Source organism: Streptomyces prunicolor NBRC 13075, assembly GCF_000367365.1.
GTDB classification, from domain to species: Bacteria; Actinomycetota; Actinomycetes; order Streptomycetales; family Streptomycetaceae; genus Streptomyces; species Streptomyces prunicolor.
Window position 1 is genome coordinate 17,368 of sequence record NZ_BARF01000130.1, and the last position, 20,749, is coordinate 38,116.

Genomic DNA, 20,749 nt, shown 5'->3' on the forward strand with positions numbered 1-20,749 from the left:
AAAGGGCCAGGTCTGATAAATGGACGTCAACGGCAAACTGACGCATGCGACCGTGCTGGTCGTGGACGACGAGCCCGCGAGCCGGTTCGCGTTCGAGAGCGTGCTGAGCCGGGCCGGTCATCGGGTCCTCGCGGTCGGCAGCGGCGAAGAGGCGCTCACCGAACTCGACGCACGGCTGCGCAAGGGGAACCTGCCCGACGTGGCCCTGATCGACGTGAACCTGCCGGACATGAGCGGCTTCGAACTCTGCCGGCTGCTCAAGGAACGGCCGCGCATGGCGGGCCTGCCGGTCGTGCACGTCTCGGCCCTCGCCGCGCCGCCGAGCGACCGCTGCCAGGCGCTCGACGCGGGCGACGAGGCCTTTCTGACGGTGCCCGCGGAGCCCGAGGAGATCGAGGCGGCGGTCCGGTCCGCGGTCCGCTCGGCCCGGCTGCGCGCCGACGACCAGGCGCTCGTACGGCGGCTGACCCTGCTGTCGGAGATGATCGTCACCATCCAGGCGGCGCGCTCCCTCCAGGAACTCGTCGACGTCGCCGCCGACGGCACCGCACGGCTCACCGGCACCCCCGCCGCCGTGTTCGTCCTCGACCGGGACGACCAGCTGTACCGCGGCCTGCCCCGGGAGCGGACCGCGGTCGCGCTGCCCGGCGAGGACGCCGACCGGACCGTGGCCCGGCTGCTGCGGCGGCTCTCCCACGGGCAGTCCGGGGTGCAGATCACCACCGTGCCCACGCCGCTGTGGCCCACCGGGTTCTTCCGGCCCGGCGTGGAGCACGACGCCCGGCTGGCGCTGGTCCTCACCCAGGAGGGCAGGGCCCCGGTCTGCCTCGCCGCCCCCACCCGCGGACTGCGCCGGGTGGGCCCCGAGGCCGGCGCGCTGCTGGCGCAACTCGCCCAGGCCACCGCGCTCGCCGCCGAGCCGCTCCTCATGTACCAGGTCGAGCGGCATGTCGCCCTCACTCTCCAGCGCAGCTTCCTGCCGGGCCCCGACCGGCTGCCCGAACTCCCGGGCGTCGACACGGTCGTACGGTATGTGCCCGCCTCCCAGGACACCGAGATCGGCGGCGACTTCTACGCCGTTCTGAAGGTCGCCGGAGGAGTGCTGTTCGCCGTCGGCGACGTCGTCGGGCACTCGCTGGAGGCGGCCACCGTCATGGTGGAGATACGGCACGCCCTGCGCGCCTACTGTGTCGACGAGCGGGACCCGAGTGTGCTGGCCGAGCGGCTGGACCGGATGCTCCAGCACTACCACCCGGAGACCACGGCCACCGTCTGCCTGGCCCTGGTCGACCCGGACACCGGGCGCACCCTCATCTCCAACTCGGGGCACATCCCGCCGCTGATCATCCGGGACAGCGGCAGCGCGGACTACGCCAAGGCGGCCGGCCCGCTGCTGGGCGTGGGCCTGCCCCATCCGCCACCCACCGAACTCTTCCTCGAACCCACCGACCGGCTCCTCATGATCACCGACGGCCTCATCGAGACCCGGGGCACGGACATCTCGGTGTCGATGGAACACCTCCGCGCGGCAGCCTCCGGCGCGCTGCCCGGCCTGGACGCCCTGTGCGACACGCTGCTCGACTGCTTCGGTGTCGACCGGGACGACGACATCGCGATGCTGGCGCTGCGGCTAGGGTGAGCCCGTTGTTGGCCTAGAACAGGGGAAGCCCATGCCGCAGATCACCGTCGACCACTCCCACACGATCTCCTTCGACCAGGACGGTTTCTCCCGTGCGCTGCACGAGGCGGTCGTCGAGATCGCGGCCGCGAAGCCGGAGTCGTGCAAAACCCAGTTCCGCCCGAGCGAGTACACGGCCTTCGGGTACGAGGGCCTCGACGAGCTGGGACACACCGTCATCCATGTCACCCTCGGCCTGCTCGCCGGACGCACCGAGGAGACCAAGGCCAAGCTGACCGAGAAGGTCCTGGAACTCCTCCGCGAGTACATCGACGAGGACGGCTCCGTCCTGCACGCCTCCGCCGAGGTACGCGAACTGGACGCGTCCTACCGGAAGTTCGAGCGCTAGAACCTGTTCTACGGCCGCTAGGACGCCAGCGCGATCAGCCGGACGACGAGGTCGGTGAACGGCCCGTCGCCCGGCTCGTTCCGCAGCGACTCCCGCAGCAGCGCGGCCAGTTCGTCGTCGTACGCCGCGCTCACCGCCGCCAACGCCCCGAAGTCGTGCACGAGTTGGCGTTCCAGATCGGCGCGCGGGATGCGTCGGCCGTCCAGCCAGATCAGGGCCGTCGACTCGACCAGCGAGATCCAGGAGCGAATCATCAACTCCAGCCGGGCGGGCGGCTGTTCAACCTTCATGTGGGACAGGATCTGGAGATACGCGGCGTGCCGCACTCCGTCGACCAACGCGTTGGTGGTGGACGAACCGACCGCCGGACCGCCGCGCATCAGCGCCGCGAAACCGGGCCCGTGGTCGTCCACGAAGTCGAAGAACCGGCCCATCACCCGCAGCAGCCGACCCCCGAGCGAGCCCTCCTCGGCGACCACGAACCGCCCGGCGAGATCGTCCGAGGCACGCTGCAACGCGGCCTCGTACAGGCTGAGTTTGCCGGGAAAGTAGTGGTAGACCAGCGGCCGGGAAATGCCCGCGGCCGCGGCTATCTCGTCGATGGAGACCTCGTCGGGCGAGCGATGGCTGAACAGGTCGAGAGCGACGCCGATCAACTGCTGTCGCCGTTCCTCGACTCCCATCCTGCGGCGAACCCCGGTACTCATGCGAACACCTTACCGATCCGATCCGACCCCCAACGGACCGGACCGACCATGGTTGTTCACATCACCTCATCACAAATCCAGCACCAGACGCTCACTCCGGGCCCGTGACACGCAGATCAACATCGAGTCGGCCCGCTCGGCATCGGTCAGCAACTCGTCCCGATGCTCCACTTCCCCTTCCAGCACCCGCTGTTGGCAGGTTCCGCAGAATCCCTGTTCGCAGGAGTAGAGCGTGTTCGGCAGCTCCGCGCGCACCGCGGCGAGCACGGTGGAGTCGGCGGGCACGGTCAACGTCCGCCCGCTGCGCCGGAGTTCGACCTCGAAGGACGCACTCGTCGACGAGGCCCGGGGTGCGAAGCGTTCGAGGCGTACGCCGGGGAAGCGCTCCGCGACGGCCGCCATGAGCCCTTCCGGCCCGCAGCAGTAGACGACGGTCCCTTCGGGGACGTCCGCCAACTCCCCGTCCAGATCGGGCAGTCCGGCCACGACGGTCACCCGGTCCGCGCCAAGGTTCTCGATCTCATCCAGGAACGGCATCGACTCCCGCGTCCGACCGGCGTACAGGAGACGCCAGTTGGCGCTTTCGGGGAGTGCCCGCAGCATCGGCAGCACCGGGGTGATCCCGATCCCACCGGCGACGAAGACGTACGCGGGCGCCTCGACGAGCGGGAACCGATTGCGCGGCCCCCGCACCTCCAACTCCGCGCCCACCCCGACCAGTTCGTGCACCTCGCGCGACCCGCCCCGCCCGTCCTCGACCAGCCGCGTCGCGACCGTGTACGAGGAGCTGTCCGCCGGGTCCCCGCACAGCGAGTACTGCCGCACCAGCCCCGACGGCAGCACCAGATCGATGTGCGCGCCGGGTTCCCACCGCGGCAAGTCCCGTCCTTCCAGTTGCAGTTGTACGACCCCGTCGGCCACCGTCTCCCGCGCGGCGACCGTCAGCCGCAGTGCCCGTGTGCGCGGTCGGCCGGAGATCGGCGGGTCCAGCGCGGGCAGCGGCCACAGCGGCGAGGCCCGTACCCGGCGCCGTAGCGCACGGCGGGTCAGGAGCGCGGCGCCGGCCAGGACGGCGACGGTGAGCGGCTTCGGCATCACCCCGCCCTCTTTTCGGCGGCCACCGCGGCGGGCGAGGACGCCAGGTAGGCGACGGCCTGCTCGGTGCTGCCCTCCTGCGAGGGGTGGTAGGCGCGGCTCAGGTAGCGGGGTATGGACCTGAGCATGTCGCCGGTGGCGGGCAGGGTGCCGCGCTTTCCGGCGACGTAGAAGTCCTTGAAGCTCACGTGGGCGTCGACGAGGGTCGGGTCGTTCGCCATGAAGAAGCGGGAGCCACGCTGCCAGAGGAACATCAGGGCGGCGAACGCGGTCGCCCAGGTGCGGGCGCGGCGGCGGTAGCTGCCGTCGACGTGCATGAAGAGGTCGAAGGCGACGGACCGGTGCTCGACCTCTTCGGCGCCGTGCCAGCGCAGCAGGTCCAGCATGGTGGGATCGGCGCCGCGCCGGTCCAACTCCTCGGCGTTCAGCACCCAGTTGCCGAGGAACGCGGTGTAGTGCTCGATCGCCGCGATGATCGCGACCCGCTCCAGCAGCCACCACTTCCGGGCCTTGCCCGGCGGCAGGGTGCGGTCGCCGAGCAGCTTCTCGAAGAACCAGTCGACCTGCGCGGTGTACGGCGTCGGGTCGAGCCCCAACTCCCTGAGGTGCGGGAGGACTTCGTCGTGGGCCTGGGAGTGCATCGCCTCCTGGCCGATGAACCCGATCACGTCCGCGCGCAGTTGCTCGTCCCGGATGAGGGGCAGCACCTGCTTGTAGACGTGCACGAACCACCGCTCACCGGCGGGCAGCAGCAGATGCAGCACGTTGATCGTGTGCGTGGTGAACGGATCGCCGGGCACCCAGTGCAGCGGGGTGCCCTCCCAGGAGAAGGACACCTTTCGGGCCTTGAGCGGCGTGTTAGACATGGCGTCAATGTACTGACGGGTAAGTCCCTGGGGAAGCCTTGTGCGGGGACTTGTTGACGCGAGTGTCAGCGAGGGGGGTGAGGTATCTAACGGAGGCCCGTGATCGTCCTGCCGTCGCCCAGCGTCCCCTTCAGCTCGGCCTGAACCCCCTGCTTGGTCTTCACGGCGAGCAGTGCACCCCGAGCCGAGCCACTGACCCCACCCGTCGCACTCACCGCCTCCGTACCCTTACTGCCCGCCGCCAACAGGAACCAGTGCCCCGCCGCCGACTTCCACAGCACCCCGGCCAGCACATGCGGATCACGCACCCCGCACGCCGCCACGCCCTGCGCCTTCGCGGCCACCGCGCCGTAGATCCCGCCCGGCGTACGGAACTGCGCCAGCACCCGCTCGCCGCCGCCCTGCCAGGTCTCCGCCCGCGTGCACACCCACTCCGCCGCGCCGCTCGCGTCGGGCAGCGGCTGCTGGGCGAACTGCCAGGCGTTCACGGACCGTACGCCGAGCGAGCGCATCGCGCCGAGGGAGCAGGCGAAGGGTGCCCACTCGTGCTGGGCCGCCGCGCCGGACACCTCGTGGGCCGAGCCGGGACGCCCGACGGTGAGGTGCGCCGGGACCAGTTCGCCGAGGTCGCTCATCAGGCGGGTGCCGGTGTCGTCGGTCAGCTGGAGCACGTTCCACGACGTGCACGCGCCGGTCGCCTGCGCGGGGCTGGCCAGCGGCGAGGTGATCCCGTCGGTGAGGGTCATGGGCAGCGCGCCGGCGTTCGGCTTCTGCAAGTCGCGCTCGGCCGCCTTCTTCACCCAAGGGGCCGCCAGATAGCGGACGTTGCCGTCGGCCCGGTCCAGCACCACCGCGTTCGCCTCGGACCCGGTCGCCCCGTCGACCCGCGCGAAGTCCAGCGCGGCGCCCTTCGTGCCGTCCTTCGGTTCGGCGTAACGGGCGATGCGCAGACCGTCGTAGAGGATCACCACGCGCGCGTTGTCGACCGTGCCGGCGTAGAGGAGCTGGGGCGGGCCGGCGGGGCCGCCGGAGGGGGTGCCGGGGGTGGCCGAGACCTGGACGGACTCGCCGGGGCGGGCCCAGACGGCGAGGGCGCGGCGCAGCAGGGCGGTGTCCTTCGTGAGGTCGCCGCGGGCGGGCCAGACGGAGAAGTCCTTGCGCGCGGACACCGTCCACGCGGTGGGCGCGATCCTCGTCAACTTGCCTGGATCCAGGGCGGCTTGGGACGCCGGGTTCTGCGCGTACGCGGGTGCGGCGGCACCGTCGGGGCCCCAGCCGCCGCCGGGCATCGCGAGCAGCGCGCCGCACACCGCGACGGCCGCCGCGGCGGCGAGCGCGGCCTTGCCGTGCTGGCGGCGGCGCATCAGGTCGGTGGGCCGCGCGTGCAGCGAACAGGGGTCGAACTCGGGGGAGTTGAGGAGTTCGTACTGCGCGGGCGCCTCGTCGGCCTCGCTCAGCGCCTCGTCCGTCTCCTCCGCGTCTACGCCGGCCGCCGCGAGCACCCTGCGTACGTCGCCGTCGGGCAGCTTCTCCAGGCCGCGCAGCACGTACACCGCGCGGGCAGGGCCTGACAGAGCCGACAGCCGCTGGTCCAGGGCGAGTTCGTCGGCGCCGCCCGAGCGCGGGAAGAGCCGTAGACCCCGCACCTGGGGGAGCAGCGGCGGGAGTTGGGAGCGCTTGGGCCACGCGCGGAACGACAGCGGGAGGCCCGCCTCCAGCGCCGTACGGACGACGTTGAGGCGGACGAAGGCGTAGCCGGGGTCGACGTCGCGGCCGGTCGACTGGGCCGGGATCACCGACGCGGACGCGCGGCCTCTGGGCAGGGCGCGTTGGACGAGGGCGTGCGCGGTCAGGACGCGCCGGTTGCGGCCGAGGCTCGGGGGGAGGACCAGATAGGCGAGCCGGACGAGCCGTGGATAGTGCTCGACGAGCGCGGCCTCGGCCTGTTCGACATCGACGACCGGGTCGGTGGGTGAAGCTGCGGGGCGCTTGGCGACATCCTGTGACTGCACGTTCAGCAAAACGAGCGAATGGTGAGTTGGTCACCGCCGCCCGGGGGACTCGGCGCTCCGGTCAGTCCTCGGGCTCGACCAGCGCCCGCGCGTAGTTCGCCATCGACCGCTGGTAGCGCGGCAGATGGGGTGCCAGCGCGCCCAGCACGAGGGACAGGCCCTCGCGGTCGCGGCCCAGGCTGGACAGACACAGGGCGAGGCACGCGCGGACCGCGTCGTCCAACTCGTCCGAGGGCCCGTCGAGTTCGGGCGTGAGCAGCTTGACGCCCTCCTCCGCCTGCCCGATGTTCCGCAGCGAACTGGAGAGTTGGATCTTCGCCCGGCGCCCCTTGTAGCCGTCCAGCCCGCGCGCGAGCGCCTCCCGGTACAGCGGAACGGCCTGGTCCGAGTGCCCCGTCGAGTCCCAGGCGCAGGCCTGCTCGAAGGGCCCCAGCGGGCTGCCGTCCGGGAGTTCGGCGACGAGCGCGTCGATCACGGCCCGGAAGTCGGCCGCGCGCTCTTCCGGATAGTCGTCGAAGGTCGCCCAGGCGGCGGCCACACGGTCTTCCCAGCCCTGATCCACGCCTTGATCCACATCTCGGTCCATGGGCGTCACCTTTGCACACGTGTGCAGCCGGTGACCATGGATTTGAGCGCGGGGCCCTTTCGGGCCGTATCGGATAGGACGGCCCCTCGTCGGGGTGCGCCGCGGCATGCTTTTGTTGACCGGACGACCGGAGGAACGACAGATGAGGTTGACCCGACCGATGCTCGCGGTGGCCGGCGCCGCGGCGGCGCTGGCGCTGGCGGGCTGTGGCGCCGACACCAAGGCCGCGACCGTTCCCACGGAGGCCAGTGGCAGCCTGGAGAGCCTGGCGGCCAAGGTGAAGTGCACGCCCGACATCCAGACCGACGCCGACGAACTCCGCCAGGCCATCTGCAAGATGAGCTACGGCAAGTTCGTCCTCGCGACCTTCGCCACCGACCGCGGCCAGCGCGAGTGGATCAACGACGCCAAGGACTACGGCGGTTTCTACCTCGTCGGCCGCAAGTGGGTCGCCGTGGGCACCGACAAGATCGTCAAGAAGCTGCAGACCACGCTCGGCGGCAACGAGGAGATCGGCGTCGACCACTCGAAGCACACCAGCTGAACTCCTCGTAGAAAAAATCCCCTTGGGGGCACACGAAAGCGGGCGGTGGGAGAACCCACCGCCCGCTTTCGTGCTACCGGGTCCTACCGGCTAACTGCACTCACTGGCACTTCTTGCCGGAGTTGACGCAGTTGGCGATCGTCGCCGCCAGGTTGTTCTTGGTGACGCTGATGAAGTCGTCGTGGTCGGTCGACGCCTTGTGCAGCTGCTCCGGGAAACCGTCCACCGCGTAGGCGTTCTTCACGGTGCCGTCCGCCTCCAGGGTGGGGGGCGTGATCTTGTAGACCAGGCTCATCGTCAGCTGCGGGATGGCCTTGAAGCCGTTCCCGCAGACACCGCTCGCCGGGTCCGCGAAGGCCACGTGCGTACGGTGGTTGGCGCTGTCGACGTTCACGCCGTCCCAGCAGCTCTGGAACGCGAAGAGGCGGACCACGTTGCTGCCCTGCGGGCAGATCGGGTACTGCTCCGTCAGCTGGACCTTGTCCTCGAAGCCGGTGCAGCTCCAGTGCGCGTTGGCGTTCGCCAGACCGTTGGTGAGCGTCTTGGCGTCACCGGTGATGATGCGCAGGAACTGCGGCATCGCGACGACCTTGCTGGCCGGCGAGCCGACGTACTTGATCGAGGCCGACTGCGCGGTCAGGATCTTGCCGACGTTGCCTTCCTTGCCACCGCCGTCCGCGTTCGCGTCGAACTCCTGCGAGCCGTCCTGCACACGGACGACCGGCCAGTAGTACGCCGAGAGGTCACTCTGGTTCTGGCAGCTGGAGGGGGCGGCCAGCAGTGAGTCGTTCGTGGAGAGCGCGTTGACCTTCTGGTTGCCGACGTAGTCGTGCTCGTGGTGCGCGCCGTTGGTCACGCCGGGCGCCACGATGACGTTGTCGGTGTTGTGGTTCTTGTTCGCGTTGACACCGCACTTGGTGGTGAACGAACCGGTCGAAGCCTGGCCGCTGTTCTGCGGCTTCGCCAGTACGTTGTTCGCCACCTTCGTGATGTCCACGAAGTCGGCCGCCACCGGGCCGTTGCCGGCCTGGCCGCCGTTGTTGGCGGGGGGCGCCGCGGAGGCACTGGCGCTCGCGCTCGCACTCGGCGCGGCGGTGTTCTGCCCGCCGCCGTTGTTCTTGCCGCCGCCCTTGCCCCGACCGCCGCCACGACCTGCCGTGGTGGTGTTGGTGGCGTTCTGGGTGGTGCAGGCGGCGAGCTGCTTCAGCGCGGTCGCGTTGACGGTGCCGCCGACCCGCTGGATGTCGATGCGAATGCGGTCGATCGTCGCGGCCCGCTTCTCCTTGAGGGGGCCGACGATCGCGTTCTGCACGAAGCTCGCGTCATTCGCCTGGGCCTGACGCGTCGAGGCGAGCCGGGCGTAGGCCTCGGTGATCTGCTTGTCCAGGTTCGCCAGCTCGGTGGCGACACCCTGACGAGCCTTCTGAGGCACGCTCGTCAGCTGCTGGCCGACGTCCGGGCAGGCGATCGTCGCGACTTGCGCCGCGGCGGCCGCGGCCTTGGTCTGGTTCTGCCCCGACGAGTTGGACTCGTGCGCCGAAGCGTTCATCTGTGCCCAGAGCAGCCCGCCCCCACCGAGCGCTAGGGCAGCCGATGCGGCAATGGCCTTGGTGGCCAGCGGCGTACGGCGTTTACGATCATTGCGTCCCATGGAACTCCTCTGACTTCCTTGCGGGGCAGCGAGGCGCCCGACAGGAGTGAAGCGGCGCCCTTTGATACGCAGGAGGTCCCAGGAGTGTTCAGCCGTCTCAGAAACTGATGAGAGATTCCTGGGTAAGTCCCCTCCCAACTGCCCTTTAAACACCAGCAGTTGTGATCGACTCACAGGTAGTGCTCAGCGTCCCTGGTCCAAATAGGCCAATACCGCCAGCACGCGGCGATTGTCATCGTTCGAGACTTCCAGCCCCAGTTTGGCGAAAATATTGGACGTGTGCTTCCCGATCGCCCGTTCCGTGACGACGAGTTGCCCCGCGATCGCCGCGTTCGACCGCCCCTGCGCCATCAGCTCCAGCACCTCGACCTCCCGCGGCGTCAACCGCCCCAGCGGCCGGTCGTCGGCGGCCCGCCGCGCCAGCAACTGCTGGATGACCTGCGGATCCATCACCGTCCCACCCCCTGCCACCCTCCGCACGGCATCCACGAACTGCTCCGCGTCGAACACCCGGTCCTTCAGCAGGTAACCCACCCCACCGGTCCCGTCGGCGAGCAACTCCCGCGCGTACAACTGCTCCACGTGCTGCGACAGCACGAGCACCGGCATCCCGGGCCGCTCCCGTCGCGCCCGCAACGCGCACTGCAGCCCCTCATCGGTGTGCGTGGGCGGCAGCCGTACGTCGACCACGGCGACGTCGGGCGCCAACTCGGCCAGCGCCTTGGTGAGTTCGGGCCCGCTCTCCACCGCCGCCACGATCTCGAAGTCGTAGGCCTCCAACAGCCGCACCAGCCCGTCCCGCAGCAGGAACAGGTCTTCGGCTAGGACAACACGCACGGAATCTCCATGGTCACCATGGTGGGACCGCCCGCGGGACTGCTGACGGCCAGGACGCCGTCGAATGTACCGAGCCGCCGCTCGACCCCGGAGAGCCCCGACCCGCCCCCGACCACGGCACCACCCCGCCCGTTGTCGGTGACGGAGACCCTCAACGCCCCGTCCACATACCGCATATCGACCCAGATCCGATCGGCCCCGGAGTGCTTGACGGCATTGGTGAGCACCTCGCTGACGGCGAAATACGCGGCCGACTCGACCGGCGCGTCGGCCCGCCCACCCCCGAGCTCCGCACTCACCTCGGTCGGCACCGGCATCCGCAACGCCAACGCCCTTACGGCATCCCCGAGTCCACGCTCCGCCAGCACCGGAGGATGAATACCGCGCACGAGATCCCGCAGTTCGTCCAGGGCCTCGGCGGAGGACTGCCGGGCGCGGGCGAGCAGTTCCCGGGCCTTGGCAGGGTTCTTCTCCAACAGCGCCTCGATGGTCCCGAGATCCATCCCCATGGCCACCAGCCGGGCCTGCGCCCCGTCATGCAGATCGCGCTCGATCCGCCGTAGCTCAGCGGCCGACCCGTCCACGGCATCCCGCCGTGTCTCGGTCAACACCCGTACCCGCTCGGCGAGTTCACCCTGCCCCGGGGCAAGGAGGGAGCGCGTCAGCAGAAAGTGGACGCGGAGGAGGGCCGGGGTGAGGAAGTAGGAAGCGACGAGAATCCCGACGCCGAGCAGCCCCGCGAGCAGCGCACTGCCCTGCCCACTCACCGGCACGAACCCGTACCACCACCCGACATACGTCCCGTCCGTGAACACCCGCCACAACCCGAACGCCAACGCGAGCCCCTCCAGCGGATAGAACACCAGGGCCGCAGGCACCAGCGCGGTGACGAACCCGGCGACCATGTCGACGGGCAGCCACCGCAGATCCCGCCAGGTGGCGGGGTCACGGAGGAGGTGGAGGGTGCGTGTCCAGGGCCGCGCACCTGGCGGCACCGGCCGATAAGCCGGCGGAATCCGAACCCCGCACCACTGCGAGGCGAGCAGCCGCCGCCGATCCGCATGCGCCCGCACACCGGCCAGCACCCAGGGGGTGGTGATCAGCCCGATGCCGAACGGGACAAGCACAAGGGACACGACGCTGAGGACGAAAAGGGTGAGCGACCCCCCTAGCGAGACGATCGCGAGGCCAAGCCCACGCACCCCGGCGACCAGGACAGTACGGGCCCGCTCACGGTTCGTTTCCATACGCCCAGTCTTACTGAGGGGCGAGCCAGGGTCACGGTGCTCAGGCCCCCATGAAGGGGGTGGTGCTATCCCCACCTGTCTTTAGGGGCGCGGGGAACTGCGCGACCAGCCCCCACGCACCCGCAGTCGAAAAACTACGACCCCAACGGCACCCCCAACGCCTTCGCCTCCACAGCAGGGTCAAGCCCCACCTCCGCCCGCCCCGCATACTCCGGCACGCTCCGCAACCACTCCCACGTGTCAGCCACGGTCTCCTCGACGGACCGACACGTCAGCCCCGTACCCACCGCCCGAGAAACATCCGCACTGTGCAACGCGTCGTACCCCTCACTCCCCGGCGGCACCCACACCGGCAACTGAGTCCACGGCTCGATCCCCGCCCCGAGGACAACCTCCGGCGAGGTCCAACGCAACTCAGCCGCCCCACCAGCAACCCGCACACACGCGTCCAGCAGAGACCCCATCGACGCGTGCCCCTGCGGAGACATCAGGTTGTAAGGCCCACTGAGTCCCCGCTCAACCGCCCCGAGCAACCACTCCGCAAGATCCCGCACATCCACATACTGAAGCGCCAGATCCCGAGGCCCAGGCGCCAGCACCGGCCCACCCCGAGCAACCCGCCCCAACCACCACGGCAACCGCCCGATGTTCTCGTACGGCCCGAGAATGAGCCCGGCCCGAGCGAACACCGACCGCTCCGCCCCGAACGCCCCCAGCGCGGCAAGCTCACCACCCCGCTTGTCCCGCACGTAGTCGGTCTTGCCGGCGTCGGGCGAGGCCCCCTCGACGAGCGGCGCGTCTTCGCCGTACCCCGAGGGCGGAGCCCACGCGTACACCGAGCAGCTCGACACATACACGTACCGGCCCACCCGGTCGGCGAGCAGCCGCGCCGCGTCGTCGACCGCGCGCGGCGCCGCCGACCAGGTGTCGATCACGGCATCCCACTCGCCGGAGGCCAGCGCGGCGAGCCCACCGGGCGCGGTACGGTCACCCCGCAACGCCCGTACCCCGGCCGGGGGTTGATGGCGGCCCCGGTTGAGGACGGTCACCTCCCAGCCCCGGCCGAGGGCGGCCTCCACGACGGCCCGTCCCGCGAACTCAGTACCACCCAGCACCAGAAGTCTCATACCGACGACTCTGCCCGCGCGGCCCACGGAACGGAACGCCGATCTGCCATCAGCAGATCACCGGACCGCCGAACCGTCGATGATCAACGGGCGGTCGGCGGCGTGTACTTGTACCCGACCCGCCGCACCGTCTGGATCGCCTTGCGGTGCTCGACGCCGAGCTTGCGGCGCAGCCGGGCGATGTGGACGTCGACGGTACGGCCGTCGCCCACATGCCCGTAGCCCCACACCGTGGTGACCAACTGGTCGCGCGTGTGCACCCGGTTGGGGTGCGCGACGAGATGGGCGAGGAGCTCGAACTCCAGGTACGTCAGGTCGAGTTCCGCGCCGTTCAGCTGGGCGGTGCGCTGCACGGTGTCGATACGGACGAGCGGTTCGGCGTCGGCGGTGATGTCGGGCAGGACGTCGGGGTGGCCGGTCCGGACGAGGTGCGGGCTGTCGGCCGGGATGAGGACGAGGTACCCGACCATCGGCGGCTGCCCCGGCAGCGTGGGCAGTGTGTGCGCGGGCGCGGGCAGCCAGGTGGCGCCCGGCGGCAGGAACTCCGCCACGTCGATCACCTCGTCCCGGTCCACGGCACGCAGATGATGCCGTGGAGCGGTCGGCACGGGGGTGTCGAGCGGAGCGGGGGAGGAGGGAAGAGCGGGGAGGGAACGGATGATCGCCATGAGAGGTCAGCTCTTTCGCGCGAGAGGTTCGTCGAGGGACGTACGTCGAGTCGCGCGGGCCAAAGGCCGAAGGTGTTACGGCTTTAGAGGGCCGGCGCGTTCATCGCGCGACAACACACCCGGTCGAAGTCATGATGCTGACGGGAAGGCCAGAAGGGCTCCAGGTCACGGCGACCCGTCGCGCTGCACTTCTGGTAGTTGCCCATGCGCCCATTGAAGCAGACACACGCCCGTGACAGGACCCTCCTCTCACAGCTTGGACGCTTCCTTGGCGTGAAGTCGACGCCCGGCCCCTCATCCCACCAGTCGTTTGTGCCAGGTCAGCGGCTTGACGTCGATCGCCTTGTCCGGATCGCCGTCCCAGTCGGCGGACAGCCCGGCGGTACGGAGCGCGGCCAGCACCTCGTGCCCGACGGCCGCGGTGGTCTCGTCCGAGCCGTCGAACCCGCCGTAGTGCAGAGCGAGTCCGTACCCCTCGACGGCGTGCTCCGTGACCTGCTGGTGGAAGAAGACGAAACCGCGGGCGTCCTCCCGCTCCGCGCCTATCTCCGCGAGGCCGCAGCCCCGGCAGCAGGCGAAGTTCTCGCGGGCGGTGATGCCGCTCGCGTCCAGCGCCTCGAAGGCGCGGGTGATCCGGTCCGGGTCGCTGACGCCCTCCCAGAGCGCCTGCTCGGCCAACCGCGCCAGCCACAGCCGGTCGACCAGCCGCGAGGCCTGTGCGCGCGACACCGGCCGCTCGTCACCGTCGACGAGATGGTCCTCGGCGATCTCGGTCAGTATCTTCCGGCTGTCGTAGCCGCAGTGCAGCCGCGTCCGGACCCGCTCCTCGACCTTCTCCCGCACCTCGTCCGGCAGTTCGGGCACCTCCTCGCGGGGACCCAGGTCGACCGGCTCCCAGCCGACGCCCGCGTCCCAGCCGGCGTCCGCCTGCCGCGCCCAGCCGGTCAGGAGATCCGCCACCCGGTCCGGACCGTCCAGGTTCGTGCCGTAGAACTCGGCCTCGCTCAGCCGGTGTTCCAGCCGGAAGTCCCCGCCCTCCTCGTGCCACACCTGCGCGAACACGTCCGGGAGGTCCGGTATCCGCTGCACGATCAGGAAACGGTCGCCGGCGCCCCCGATCCGCGCCACCAGCTCCCGCAGCCGTAGCGCCGAAATGCGCGTGTGCGTCTGCCAGTTCTCCGTCTCGACCTTGATGTCGAGACCCCCGTCGATCTCCATGTCCTCCACCATGGCACGCGCCACTGACAACGCGACGAGGCGCCCACCACGACGGTGGACGCCTCCTCGTACGAGCGGGGTGGATCAGACCTGGCCGGCCTTCTCCAGGGCGGAGCAGCACGTGTCGACGATCAGGCGCGTCACGAGGTACGGGTCCACGTTGGCGTTCGGACGGCGGTCCTCGATGTAGCCCTTGCCGTCCTTCTCGACCTGCCACGGGATACGGACCGAGGCGCCGCGGTTGGAGACGCCGTAGGAGTACTCGTTCCACGGGGCGGTCTCGTGCAGGCCCGTCAGGCGGTCGTCGATGCCGGCGCCGTAGTGCTTGACGTGGTCGAGGGGCTTGGAGCCCTCGCCGAGGGACTCGCACGCGGTGATGATCGCGTCGTAGCCCTCGCGCATGGCCTTGGTGGAGAAGTTGGTGTGCGCGCCCGCGCCGTTCCAGTCGCCCTTGACCGGCTTGGGGTCGAGGGTCGCGGAGATGCCGAAGTCCTCGGCGGTGCGGTAGAGCAGCCAGCGGGCGATCCACAGGTGGTCGGAGACCTCCAGCGGGGAGACCGGGCCGACCTGGAACTCCCACTGGCCGGGCATGACCTCGGCGTTGATGCCGGAGATCGCGAGACCGGCCTTGAGGCAGTTGTCCAGGTGGGCCTCGACGATCTCGCGGCCGAAGATCTCGTCGGCGCCGACACCGCAGTAGTAGCCGCCCTGGGGCGCCGGGAAGCCGCCCTCGGGGAAGCCCAGCGGACGGGCGCCGTCGAAGAAGGTGTACTCCTGCTCGATGCCGAAGATCGGCTCCTGCGCGGCGAACTTGGCCGAGACCTCGGCGAGCGCGGCACGCGTGTTGGACTCGTGCGGCGTCATGTCGATCTCGAGGACCTCGCACATGACGAGGATGTCGTCGCCGCCGCGGATCGGGTCCGGGAAGCTGGCGACCGGCTTGAGCACGCGGTCCGAGGAGTGCCCCTCGGCCTGGTTCGTGGACGACCCGTCGAAGCCCCAGATCGGGAGCTCCGCGCCCTTGGCGTCATCGGCCAGAATCTTCGTCTTGGAACGGAGCTTGGCCGTCGGCTGGGTGCCGTCGATCCAGATGTACTCAGCCTTGAAGGTCACGGGCCACATCCTTCGGGGTGGGTCATTCGTCGCACTCGCGGGTGCTGCGGCGCAGCGGCACTGGAGCGCCGCGATTCATGCCGGGCAGCCTGTCAACATGCGATTTCCCGATCATTGCCCAAGTGTGAACCCCGTGTTACCTGGTGGCTCTGTGTCGCGATTCACGTGCGCTGCGCACCGCACACCGGGAGACCGCTGTGACCCGCTGTTCGCAGTCGCAGACGGGGGTCGCCGTACGGCTCGTATGCGATGGGGTTAGCCCTCGACCGAGATGGCCCGGGGACAATGAAGGGGAAGGAAAGGTGAGCGGTATGGGAATCCGCCGGCGGTTGGATCGCGCTGCACTACGCACTGCGCGCGCCCGCCCGGGTGCGCCGTCTGTTCCTCCTCGACCCGACCCAGTGCTTCGCCGGGTTCGAGACGGCGTGCCTGCTGCACGCGCTGCCGATGCTGCTACGGCCCACTCCGTGCCGCGTCCGCGCGTTCCTGGAGTGGGAGACCGGGGGAGTGCCGCTGGACCCCGACTGGCTCCGCCTCCAGGAGGTGGGCGCGGGGTTCCCGTCCGTGAAGCCGGTGACCGGTCCCCGCCCGGCGCCCGAGGCGCTGCGCGGGCTGAACGCGTCGGTCCTGCTGCTTCTGGCCGGAAGCAGCAGGACCTATGACACACACCTGGTGGCGGCCCGGGCGGGCGGTCTGCTGCCGCGCGTGGAGGCGGAGGTTCTCGCGAACATCTCTCATCACGCGTTGCCGCATGCCGCGCCGGAGCGACTGGTCCGTCACCTCACCGGTTTTCTGGGACCTTGAGCGTCACCCCACCTTCTGGATCAGAGCGCGGCGGATGAGGAACTTGCCGGGCTCACGGACCTGTTCGAACGCGGCGTTGTTCAGCAGGACACAGCTGCCGGAGACCGAAGTCACCTTCACCGTCGTGGACTTGTTGTTGTCCAGGTTGGTGACCTTCAGCGTCGTACCCGCCGGGAACTGGTTGCTCGACGCGGCGGGCGCACCGGCCTCGCCGGAGAGCGTGACGGTCGAGCCGTTGCACACCTGGCTGCCCGCGGCGGCGTTGCCGCCGGCGTTGTTGCCCGCCGCCGGAGGGGTCGCGGCCGGCGTGGTCGCGGTCGAGGTGGCGGGGGAACCCGCGGGCGCCGACTGCGCCGGCGGCGCGGCCTGGGAGTCCTGAGCCGACTCCCCAACCGCACAACCCGACGCCTTCTGCTGCACCTTGATCTGCGCGATGACCGCCTCGCGGTTGGCGATCCGCGCGTTCGACTGGGCGTCGGGCGCGGCGCGTTGACCGTCGATGAACTTCTGGTTGTTGCCGAGCGCGGTGGCGAGCCCCTGGCAGACCGTCGAGTCCGCAGCCGACGACAGCGTCTTGGCGTTCTGCGCCGTCGACTGCGACGCGTTCGACGTGGTGGCCAGAGCGAAGGCCCCGCCGCCCGCGACCGCCGCGGCGGTGACCAGCAGCGCCAGCTTCTTCTTCGTACTGGCAGTTCTCCTGCGCGACATGCGCGTCTCCTGTGGGGTAGGGGAGCGTACGCCGCTATGTACGGGATGCCGAACGATGTAACTCAGTGGACACAGGAGTCACATAAGTGACGTGCGTCACAAGGGGGTTGGGGCTCGGCGCGCGGCCGGTTCAGTGCGCGGCCCGGTCCCAGCCGGCCAGGAACGACCCGACGGTGCGCATGTACGCCTCCCGGTCCTCCCACATCGCCATGTGCGCGCTGTGCGGGAACTCGACCCGCTCGGTGAAGGGAAGCCCCTGCTCCAGCGTGTCCGTGCACTCCACGGCGAACTCGTCGTAACGCCCGCGCGTCAGCAGCACGGGCTTCCTGATCCGGCGCAGCTTCGAAGTCCGGTCCCAGGAAGCGAGGTTGCCGGTCATCACGAACTCGTTCGGGCCGTTCATCGTGGCGTACACCTGGTTGCCGTCGACGTTCGCGGCGCTGCGCAACAGGGCCTCGGGGTACGGGTCGAGACGGCAGAAGAAGTTCGCGTAGAAGACGTTCACCGCGTCGAGATACTCCGGCGCCGTGTAGTCGCCCTTCGCCTCGTACTCGTCGAGGACGCGCTGGACGTCGGTCGGCAGCTGCGTGCGCAACTCCCGCGTACCGGCGACGAATTGGGGCGCGCTCGATCCCGTGCTGGCCAGCACGACCGCGCTCACCTCACGCGGCTGACGCAACAGGTACTCGATGGCGAGCCAGCCGCCCCAGGAGTGCCCGTACAGGTGGAACCGCCGCAGCCCCAACGCCCGCCGGACCGCCTCCACTTCGGCGACGAACCGGTCGACCACCCAGAGCGCCGGGTTGTCCGGCTTCTCCGAACGCCCGCACCCCAGCTGGTCGTAGAACACGACCGACCGGTCCACGGCCAGGTCGCCCAGGGACTCCAGATAGTCGTGCCCCGCCCCCGGCCCGCCGTGCAGAGCCAGCAGCGGCGGACGCGGCCCGCTGCCGACGACGTTCACCCAGACCCGGCCACCGGGCACGTCGACATACCGTTCACCTGGCCGGAGTTGGGACGCACCACCGGATCCGTTCCGGCCCGGGGAGAGGACGGGCACGAAGCCGCCGGCGGTGAGGGCGCCGGTCGACCTGAGAACACTGCGACGGTTGATCATTGGGGGGAACTCTCCGCTCTCGTACGAGACTTGAAGATGCCGTAGCAACCCTCTATCACGCCGAAACGAACGGACATCGGTCACTTGACCTACGCGGACCTACGCGGAGGCCGACCCCGACCGCCGCGACAACGCGTCCCGTACGGCCTCGTCACTGCGGGCGACCACCGCGGTGCCGTCCTCCGCGGTGATGATCGGCCGCTGGATCAGCTTGGGGTGCGCGGAGAGCGCCGTCACCCACCGCTCCCGCGAACTCGCGTCCCGCGCCCACTCCTTGAGCCCCAGCTCCTTCGCCGCGGCCTCCTGCGTGCGCGTGATGTCCCACGGTTCGAGCTCGAGCCGCTCCAGTACGTCCCTGATCTCGCCCTCGCTCGGCACGTCCTCCAGATAGCGGCGGACCGTGTACTCGGCCCCTTCGGCGTCGAGCAGATTCACGGCGCTGCGGCACTTGGAACAGGCCGGGTTGATCCAGATCTCCATGGCACTCACGGTACGCGAAAACCCGTCTTCCACCTGCGTCACAGCGACCCCGAAAGGCCTTGTGGCCAGGGGCGATTGTCAGTGGGGGGCGGTAGAATAGAAGCAGTGTTCGAGGGTGTCGCCGGGAGGTCCGGACGGCGCCCTGACCGCGACAGGAGGATGTCCGTGCCCGCTGCCGCACTGAAGCCGAAGCCGCTGCCGACCCAGTCCACCGCGAAGCGTTCCGTCCAACTCGACCTGCCCTACGTGCCCGTGGAGAAGCGCCCGCTGCCGCCCGGACGCCCGCGGGACTGGTACGTCACGCACAACCGCCGCCTCAAGGCGATGCGGCTGGCCATCGCCCTGCTCGACTCGGGCGTCTACGTCCCGAACCAGGCCCGCAACGAGACGATCCGGAGCACGGCCGAGCTGATCGGCGTTCACGCGCCGTCGGACACGACGTGTCACATGGTGCGGGCGTTGATGCGGTACGCGCGCTGAGCTTGAGCTGTGGCGCCGGGTGCCCTGTGTTTCTTGGGCACCCGGCGTCGATGCGCGGACGTGTTTTCGGGGCGCCCGGCGTCGTTGCTCGCGTCACCAGGGGGTGGGTGGGCTCGGGGTGGCTCGCCCCAGGACCAGTGAACACGCGCCCCTACCCCGCCAACTCCCGCTCCACAGGCGTCCGGAACCTCGGCGTCACCCGAGTCGTCCCCACCCACCCCCGCAACCGTTCCGCCGCCGCCCCGATCGCGGTCTCCGCCTCCCGGCCGACGCCCTCCCGGTCGAGGATTCGCCACACGATCTCCCCATCGGGCCGCTGCGCCCAACCCCCCACCACACGCCCGTCCCACCACACCGTCGGCCCCACATTGCCGCTCCCGTCGAACAGCGCGGGGCGCAACTCCGGTGCCAGGTACCAGTCCCGCCCCTGCCATCCCATCGCCGTCGGATCGAGGCCCGGCAGCAGGGCCGCCCAGGGTTCGGCGGGGCCGGCCAGCGGAGCGAGGTCGCCGGCGGCGACGTAACCCGGCCCCTCGTCCAGGGTCACCGGCTCCGCGCCGATCGTCGTCAGCGCCCGGCGGACGTCCGTCACCCGCCACCCCGTCCACCACTTCAGGTCGGCCTCCGTGGCGGGGCCGCACGCCGCGAGCCAGTGGTGCAGCAAGGTCGACTGGGCCTCCACGACGTCCAGTTCGGGGTGTTCCGGCGCCACCGCCCAGCGGAGCTGGCTCGACGTCCAGCCGCCGAGCGGACGGCCCCGTACGACCTTCCCCTCGACGCCCAGCACCTTCAACAGCCGGGTCGAGACGGTGTGCACGCCCTCGTAGTTCTTCCCGGCCGCGTACGCGAACTGTTCCCTCAACCTCGGTTCGTCCAGGGCGAGTTCGGCCGCCGTCGCCTGACCGCGCCGGGCCAGCGCGGTCAGCAGCGAGCCCTCGACCTCCTTCAGCCAGGCCGCGTCCGGCGCCCCCGCCTTCGCCATGTCCTTGAGCAGCGCGGCCCGTTCACGCGCGGCGACGGCGAGTCCCGTCGAGGCGTGCACGACCGCGGTCAGCTCCGCGGGGAACACGAACACCGTGTGCCGCATGCCGTGCATACGGAGCAGGGTGCGGTCCTCGTACAGGGCGCGGGCGGTCTCCGGGACGGTGCTGGAGGAGTCGGCGAGGCGGGCACCCACGGCGAGGTACACCGTCGCGGGGTCCGTGCCGTGCAGGGCGACGAGGGAGGCGGCGACGGCTTCGGGGGTCGCGGCGCGGGTGCCGGGGGCGAGCCGGTGGCGGAGGGCGAGGCGGGCACGGCGTTCTGGGGTGGTGATGTGACGGGGGGTGCTGGTCATATCCGCCTCGGCTCGAAGACGTCCACTTCTCGACCGACAGTAGACGTTCACCCGATCGCCGCCCCCGGAATGCACCCCCCACGCCCACCCGGTTTCACTGCGTAGCAACAGGCGGCGGGACATCAG

The 20,749-nt window shown here is 70.2% G+C and carries 20 protein-coding genes and 1 pseudogene; 5 read left to right on the forward strand and 16 right to left on the reverse strand.

What is annotated here, in order from left to right; translation table 11 throughout:
• Nucleotides 1–19: 19 nt before the first annotated feature.
• The gene (locus SPR02S_RS49270; RefSeq protein ID WP_019064455.1) at nt 20–1,639 is read left to right on the forward strand and encodes a fused response regulator/phosphatase; all 1,620 of its coding nucleotides are present in this window, start codon (nt 20–22) and stop codon (nt 1,637–1,639) included.
• A 31-nt stretch (nt 1,640–1,670) separates the two neighbouring features.
• Nucleotides 1,671–2,027, forward strand: a complete 357-nt coding sequence (locus tag SPR02S_RS49275) for a 5-carboxymethyl-2-hydroxymuconate Delta-isomerase (protein WP_019064456.1) — start codon at nt 1,671–1,673, stop codon at nt 2,025–2,027.
• A gap of 17 nt (nt 2,028–2,044) precedes the next feature.
• Here the strand turns inward: SPR02S_RS49275 and SPR02S_RS49280 are convergent, their stop codons facing one another.
• From SPR02S_RS49280 to SPR02S_RS49300, 5 genes are all read right to left on the reverse strand, one after another.
• Entirely contained in the window at nt 2,045–2,734 is a 690-nt protein-coding gene (locus SPR02S_RS49280; RefSeq protein WP_086021728.1) for a TetR/AcrR family transcriptional regulator, read from the reverse strand.
• Between the two features lie 69 nt (nt 2,735–2,803).
• A complete protein-coding gene (locus tag SPR02S_RS49285) occupies nt 2,804–3,829 on the reverse strand; it encodes a PDR/VanB family oxidoreductase (protein WP_019064458.1) in 1,026 nt (341 codons plus the stop codon).
• The gene (locus SPR02S_RS49290) at nt 3,829–4,695 is read right to left on the reverse strand and encodes a metal-dependent hydrolase (protein ID WP_043259039.1); all 867 of its coding nucleotides are present in this window, start codon (nt 4,693–4,695) and stop codon (nt 3,829–3,831) included. Before SPR02S_RS49290 ends, SPR02S_RS49285 begins: the two co-directional genes overlap by 1 nt.
• A gap of 86 nt (nt 4,696–4,781) precedes the next feature.
• Nucleotides 4,782–6,707, reverse strand: coding sequence for a hypothetical protein (locus SPR02S_RS49295; RefSeq protein ID WP_026151606.1), 1,926 nt, complete (start codon nt 6,705–6,707; stop codon nt 4,782–4,784).
• 61 nt (nt 6,708–6,768) lie between these two features.
• On the reverse strand, nt 6,769–7,293 hold the full coding sequence (locus tag SPR02S_RS49300; protein WP_019064461.1) for a tetratricopeptide repeat protein: 525 nt from the start codon (nt 7,291–7,293) through the stop codon (nt 6,769–6,771).
• A 142-nt stretch (nt 7,294–7,435) separates the two neighbouring features.
• Here SPR02S_RS49300 and SPR02S_RS49305 point away from each other — a divergent pair, with 142 nt between their 5' ends.
• The gene (locus tag SPR02S_RS49305) at nt 7,436–7,837 is read left to right on the forward strand and encodes a hypothetical protein (RefSeq protein ID WP_026151608.1); all 402 of its coding nucleotides are present in this window, start codon (nt 7,436–7,438) and stop codon (nt 7,835–7,837) included.
• Between the two features lie 100 nt (nt 7,838–7,937).
• Here SPR02S_RS49305 and SPR02S_RS49310 read toward each other — a convergent pair whose 3' ends face one another.
• The 7 genes from SPR02S_RS49310 to glnII all read right to left on the reverse strand — a co-directional run bounded on the left by SPR02S_RS49310 (nt 7,938) and on the right by glnII (nt 15,698).
• Nucleotides 7,938–9,488 carry a DUF1996 domain-containing protein gene (locus SPR02S_RS49310; protein WP_026151609.1) on the reverse strand — a complete coding sequence of 517 codons (1,551 nt, stop codon included), beginning with the start codon at nt 9,486–9,488 and terminating at the stop codon, nt 7,938–7,940.
• A 183-nt stretch (nt 9,489–9,671) separates the two neighbouring features.
• Nucleotides 9,672–10,325, reverse strand: a complete 654-nt coding sequence (locus SPR02S_RS49315) for a response regulator (protein WP_019064464.1) — start codon at nt 10,323–10,325, stop codon at nt 9,672–9,674.
• Nucleotides 10,310–11,572: a sensor histidine kinase gene (locus SPR02S_RS49320; protein ID WP_026151610.1), complete on the reverse strand. Its 1,263-nt coding sequence runs from the start codon at nt 11,570–11,572 to the stop codon at nt 10,310–10,312. Before SPR02S_RS49320 ends, SPR02S_RS49315 begins: the two co-directional genes overlap by 16 nt.
• A 134-nt stretch (nt 11,573–11,706) precedes the next feature.
• A complete protein-coding gene (locus tag SPR02S_RS49325) occupies nt 11,707–12,699 on the reverse strand; it encodes an NAD-dependent epimerase/dehydratase family protein (RefSeq protein WP_078623238.1) in 993 nt (330 codons plus the stop codon).
• A gap of 83 nt (nt 12,700–12,782) precedes the next feature.
• A complete protein-coding gene (locus SPR02S_RS49330; RefSeq protein ID WP_019064467.1) occupies nt 12,783–13,367 on the reverse strand; it encodes a winged helix-turn-helix domain-containing protein in 585 nt (194 codons plus the stop codon).
• A 294-nt stretch (nt 13,368–13,661) separates the two neighbouring features.
• Nucleotides 13,662–14,585 (reverse strand): DUF6891 domain-containing protein, encoded by a 924-nt coding sequence (locus tag SPR02S_RS49335; protein ID WP_026151611.1) that lies wholly within the window; start codon nt 14,583–14,585, stop codon nt 13,662–13,664.
• Between the two features lie 84 nt (nt 14,586–14,669).
• Nucleotides 14,670–15,698: a glutamine synthetase gene (glnII, locus tag SPR02S_RS49340; RefSeq protein WP_019064469.1), complete on the reverse strand. Its 1,029-nt coding sequence runs from the start codon at nt 15,696–15,698 to the stop codon at nt 14,670–14,672.
• A gap of 318 nt (nt 15,699–16,016) precedes the next feature.
• Here glnII and SPR02S_RS58175 point away from each other — a divergent pair.
• A pseudogene (locus SPR02S_RS58175) lies at nt 16,017–16,502 on the forward strand (alpha/beta fold hydrolase); the annotation flags it as partial.
• Between the two features lie 3 nt (nt 16,503–16,505).
• On the opposite strand, the gene SPR02S_RS49350 reads toward SPR02S_RS58175, so the two are convergent.
• From SPR02S_RS49350 to SPR02S_RS49360, 3 genes are all read right to left on the reverse strand, one after another.
• Nucleotides 16,506–17,210 carry an SCO2207 family protein gene (locus SPR02S_RS49350; protein ID WP_019064471.1) on the reverse strand — a complete coding sequence of 235 codons (705 nt, stop codon included), beginning with the start codon at nt 17,208–17,210 and terminating at the stop codon, nt 16,506–16,508.
• 130 nt (nt 17,211–17,340) lie between these two features.
• The gene (locus SPR02S_RS49355) at nt 17,341–18,327 is read right to left on the reverse strand and encodes a proline iminopeptidase-family hydrolase (protein ID WP_019064472.1); all 987 of its coding nucleotides are present in this window, start codon (nt 18,325–18,327) and stop codon (nt 17,341–17,343) included.
• 99 nt (nt 18,328–18,426) lie between these two features.
• The gene (locus SPR02S_RS49360) at nt 18,427–18,807 is read right to left on the reverse strand and encodes an arsenate reductase family protein (RefSeq protein WP_019064473.1); all 381 of its coding nucleotides are present in this window, start codon (nt 18,805–18,807) and stop codon (nt 18,427–18,429) included.
• Between the two features lie 165 nt (nt 18,808–18,972).
• Between SPR02S_RS49360 and SPR02S_RS49365 the strand changes: the two genes are divergently transcribed.
• A complete protein-coding gene (locus SPR02S_RS49365; protein ID WP_026151613.1) occupies nt 18,973–19,287 on the forward strand; it encodes a hypothetical protein in 315 nt (104 codons plus the stop codon).
• A 151-nt stretch (nt 19,288–19,438) separates the two neighbouring features.
• On the opposite strand, the gene SPR02S_RS49370 is transcribed toward SPR02S_RS49365, so the two are convergent.
• The gene (locus tag SPR02S_RS49370) at nt 19,439–20,623 is read right to left on the reverse strand and encodes a winged helix DNA-binding domain-containing protein (RefSeq protein WP_019064475.1); all 1,185 of its coding nucleotides are present in this window, start codon (nt 20,621–20,623) and stop codon (nt 19,439–19,441) included.
• Between the last annotated feature and the right edge of the window lie 126 nt (nt 20,624–20,749).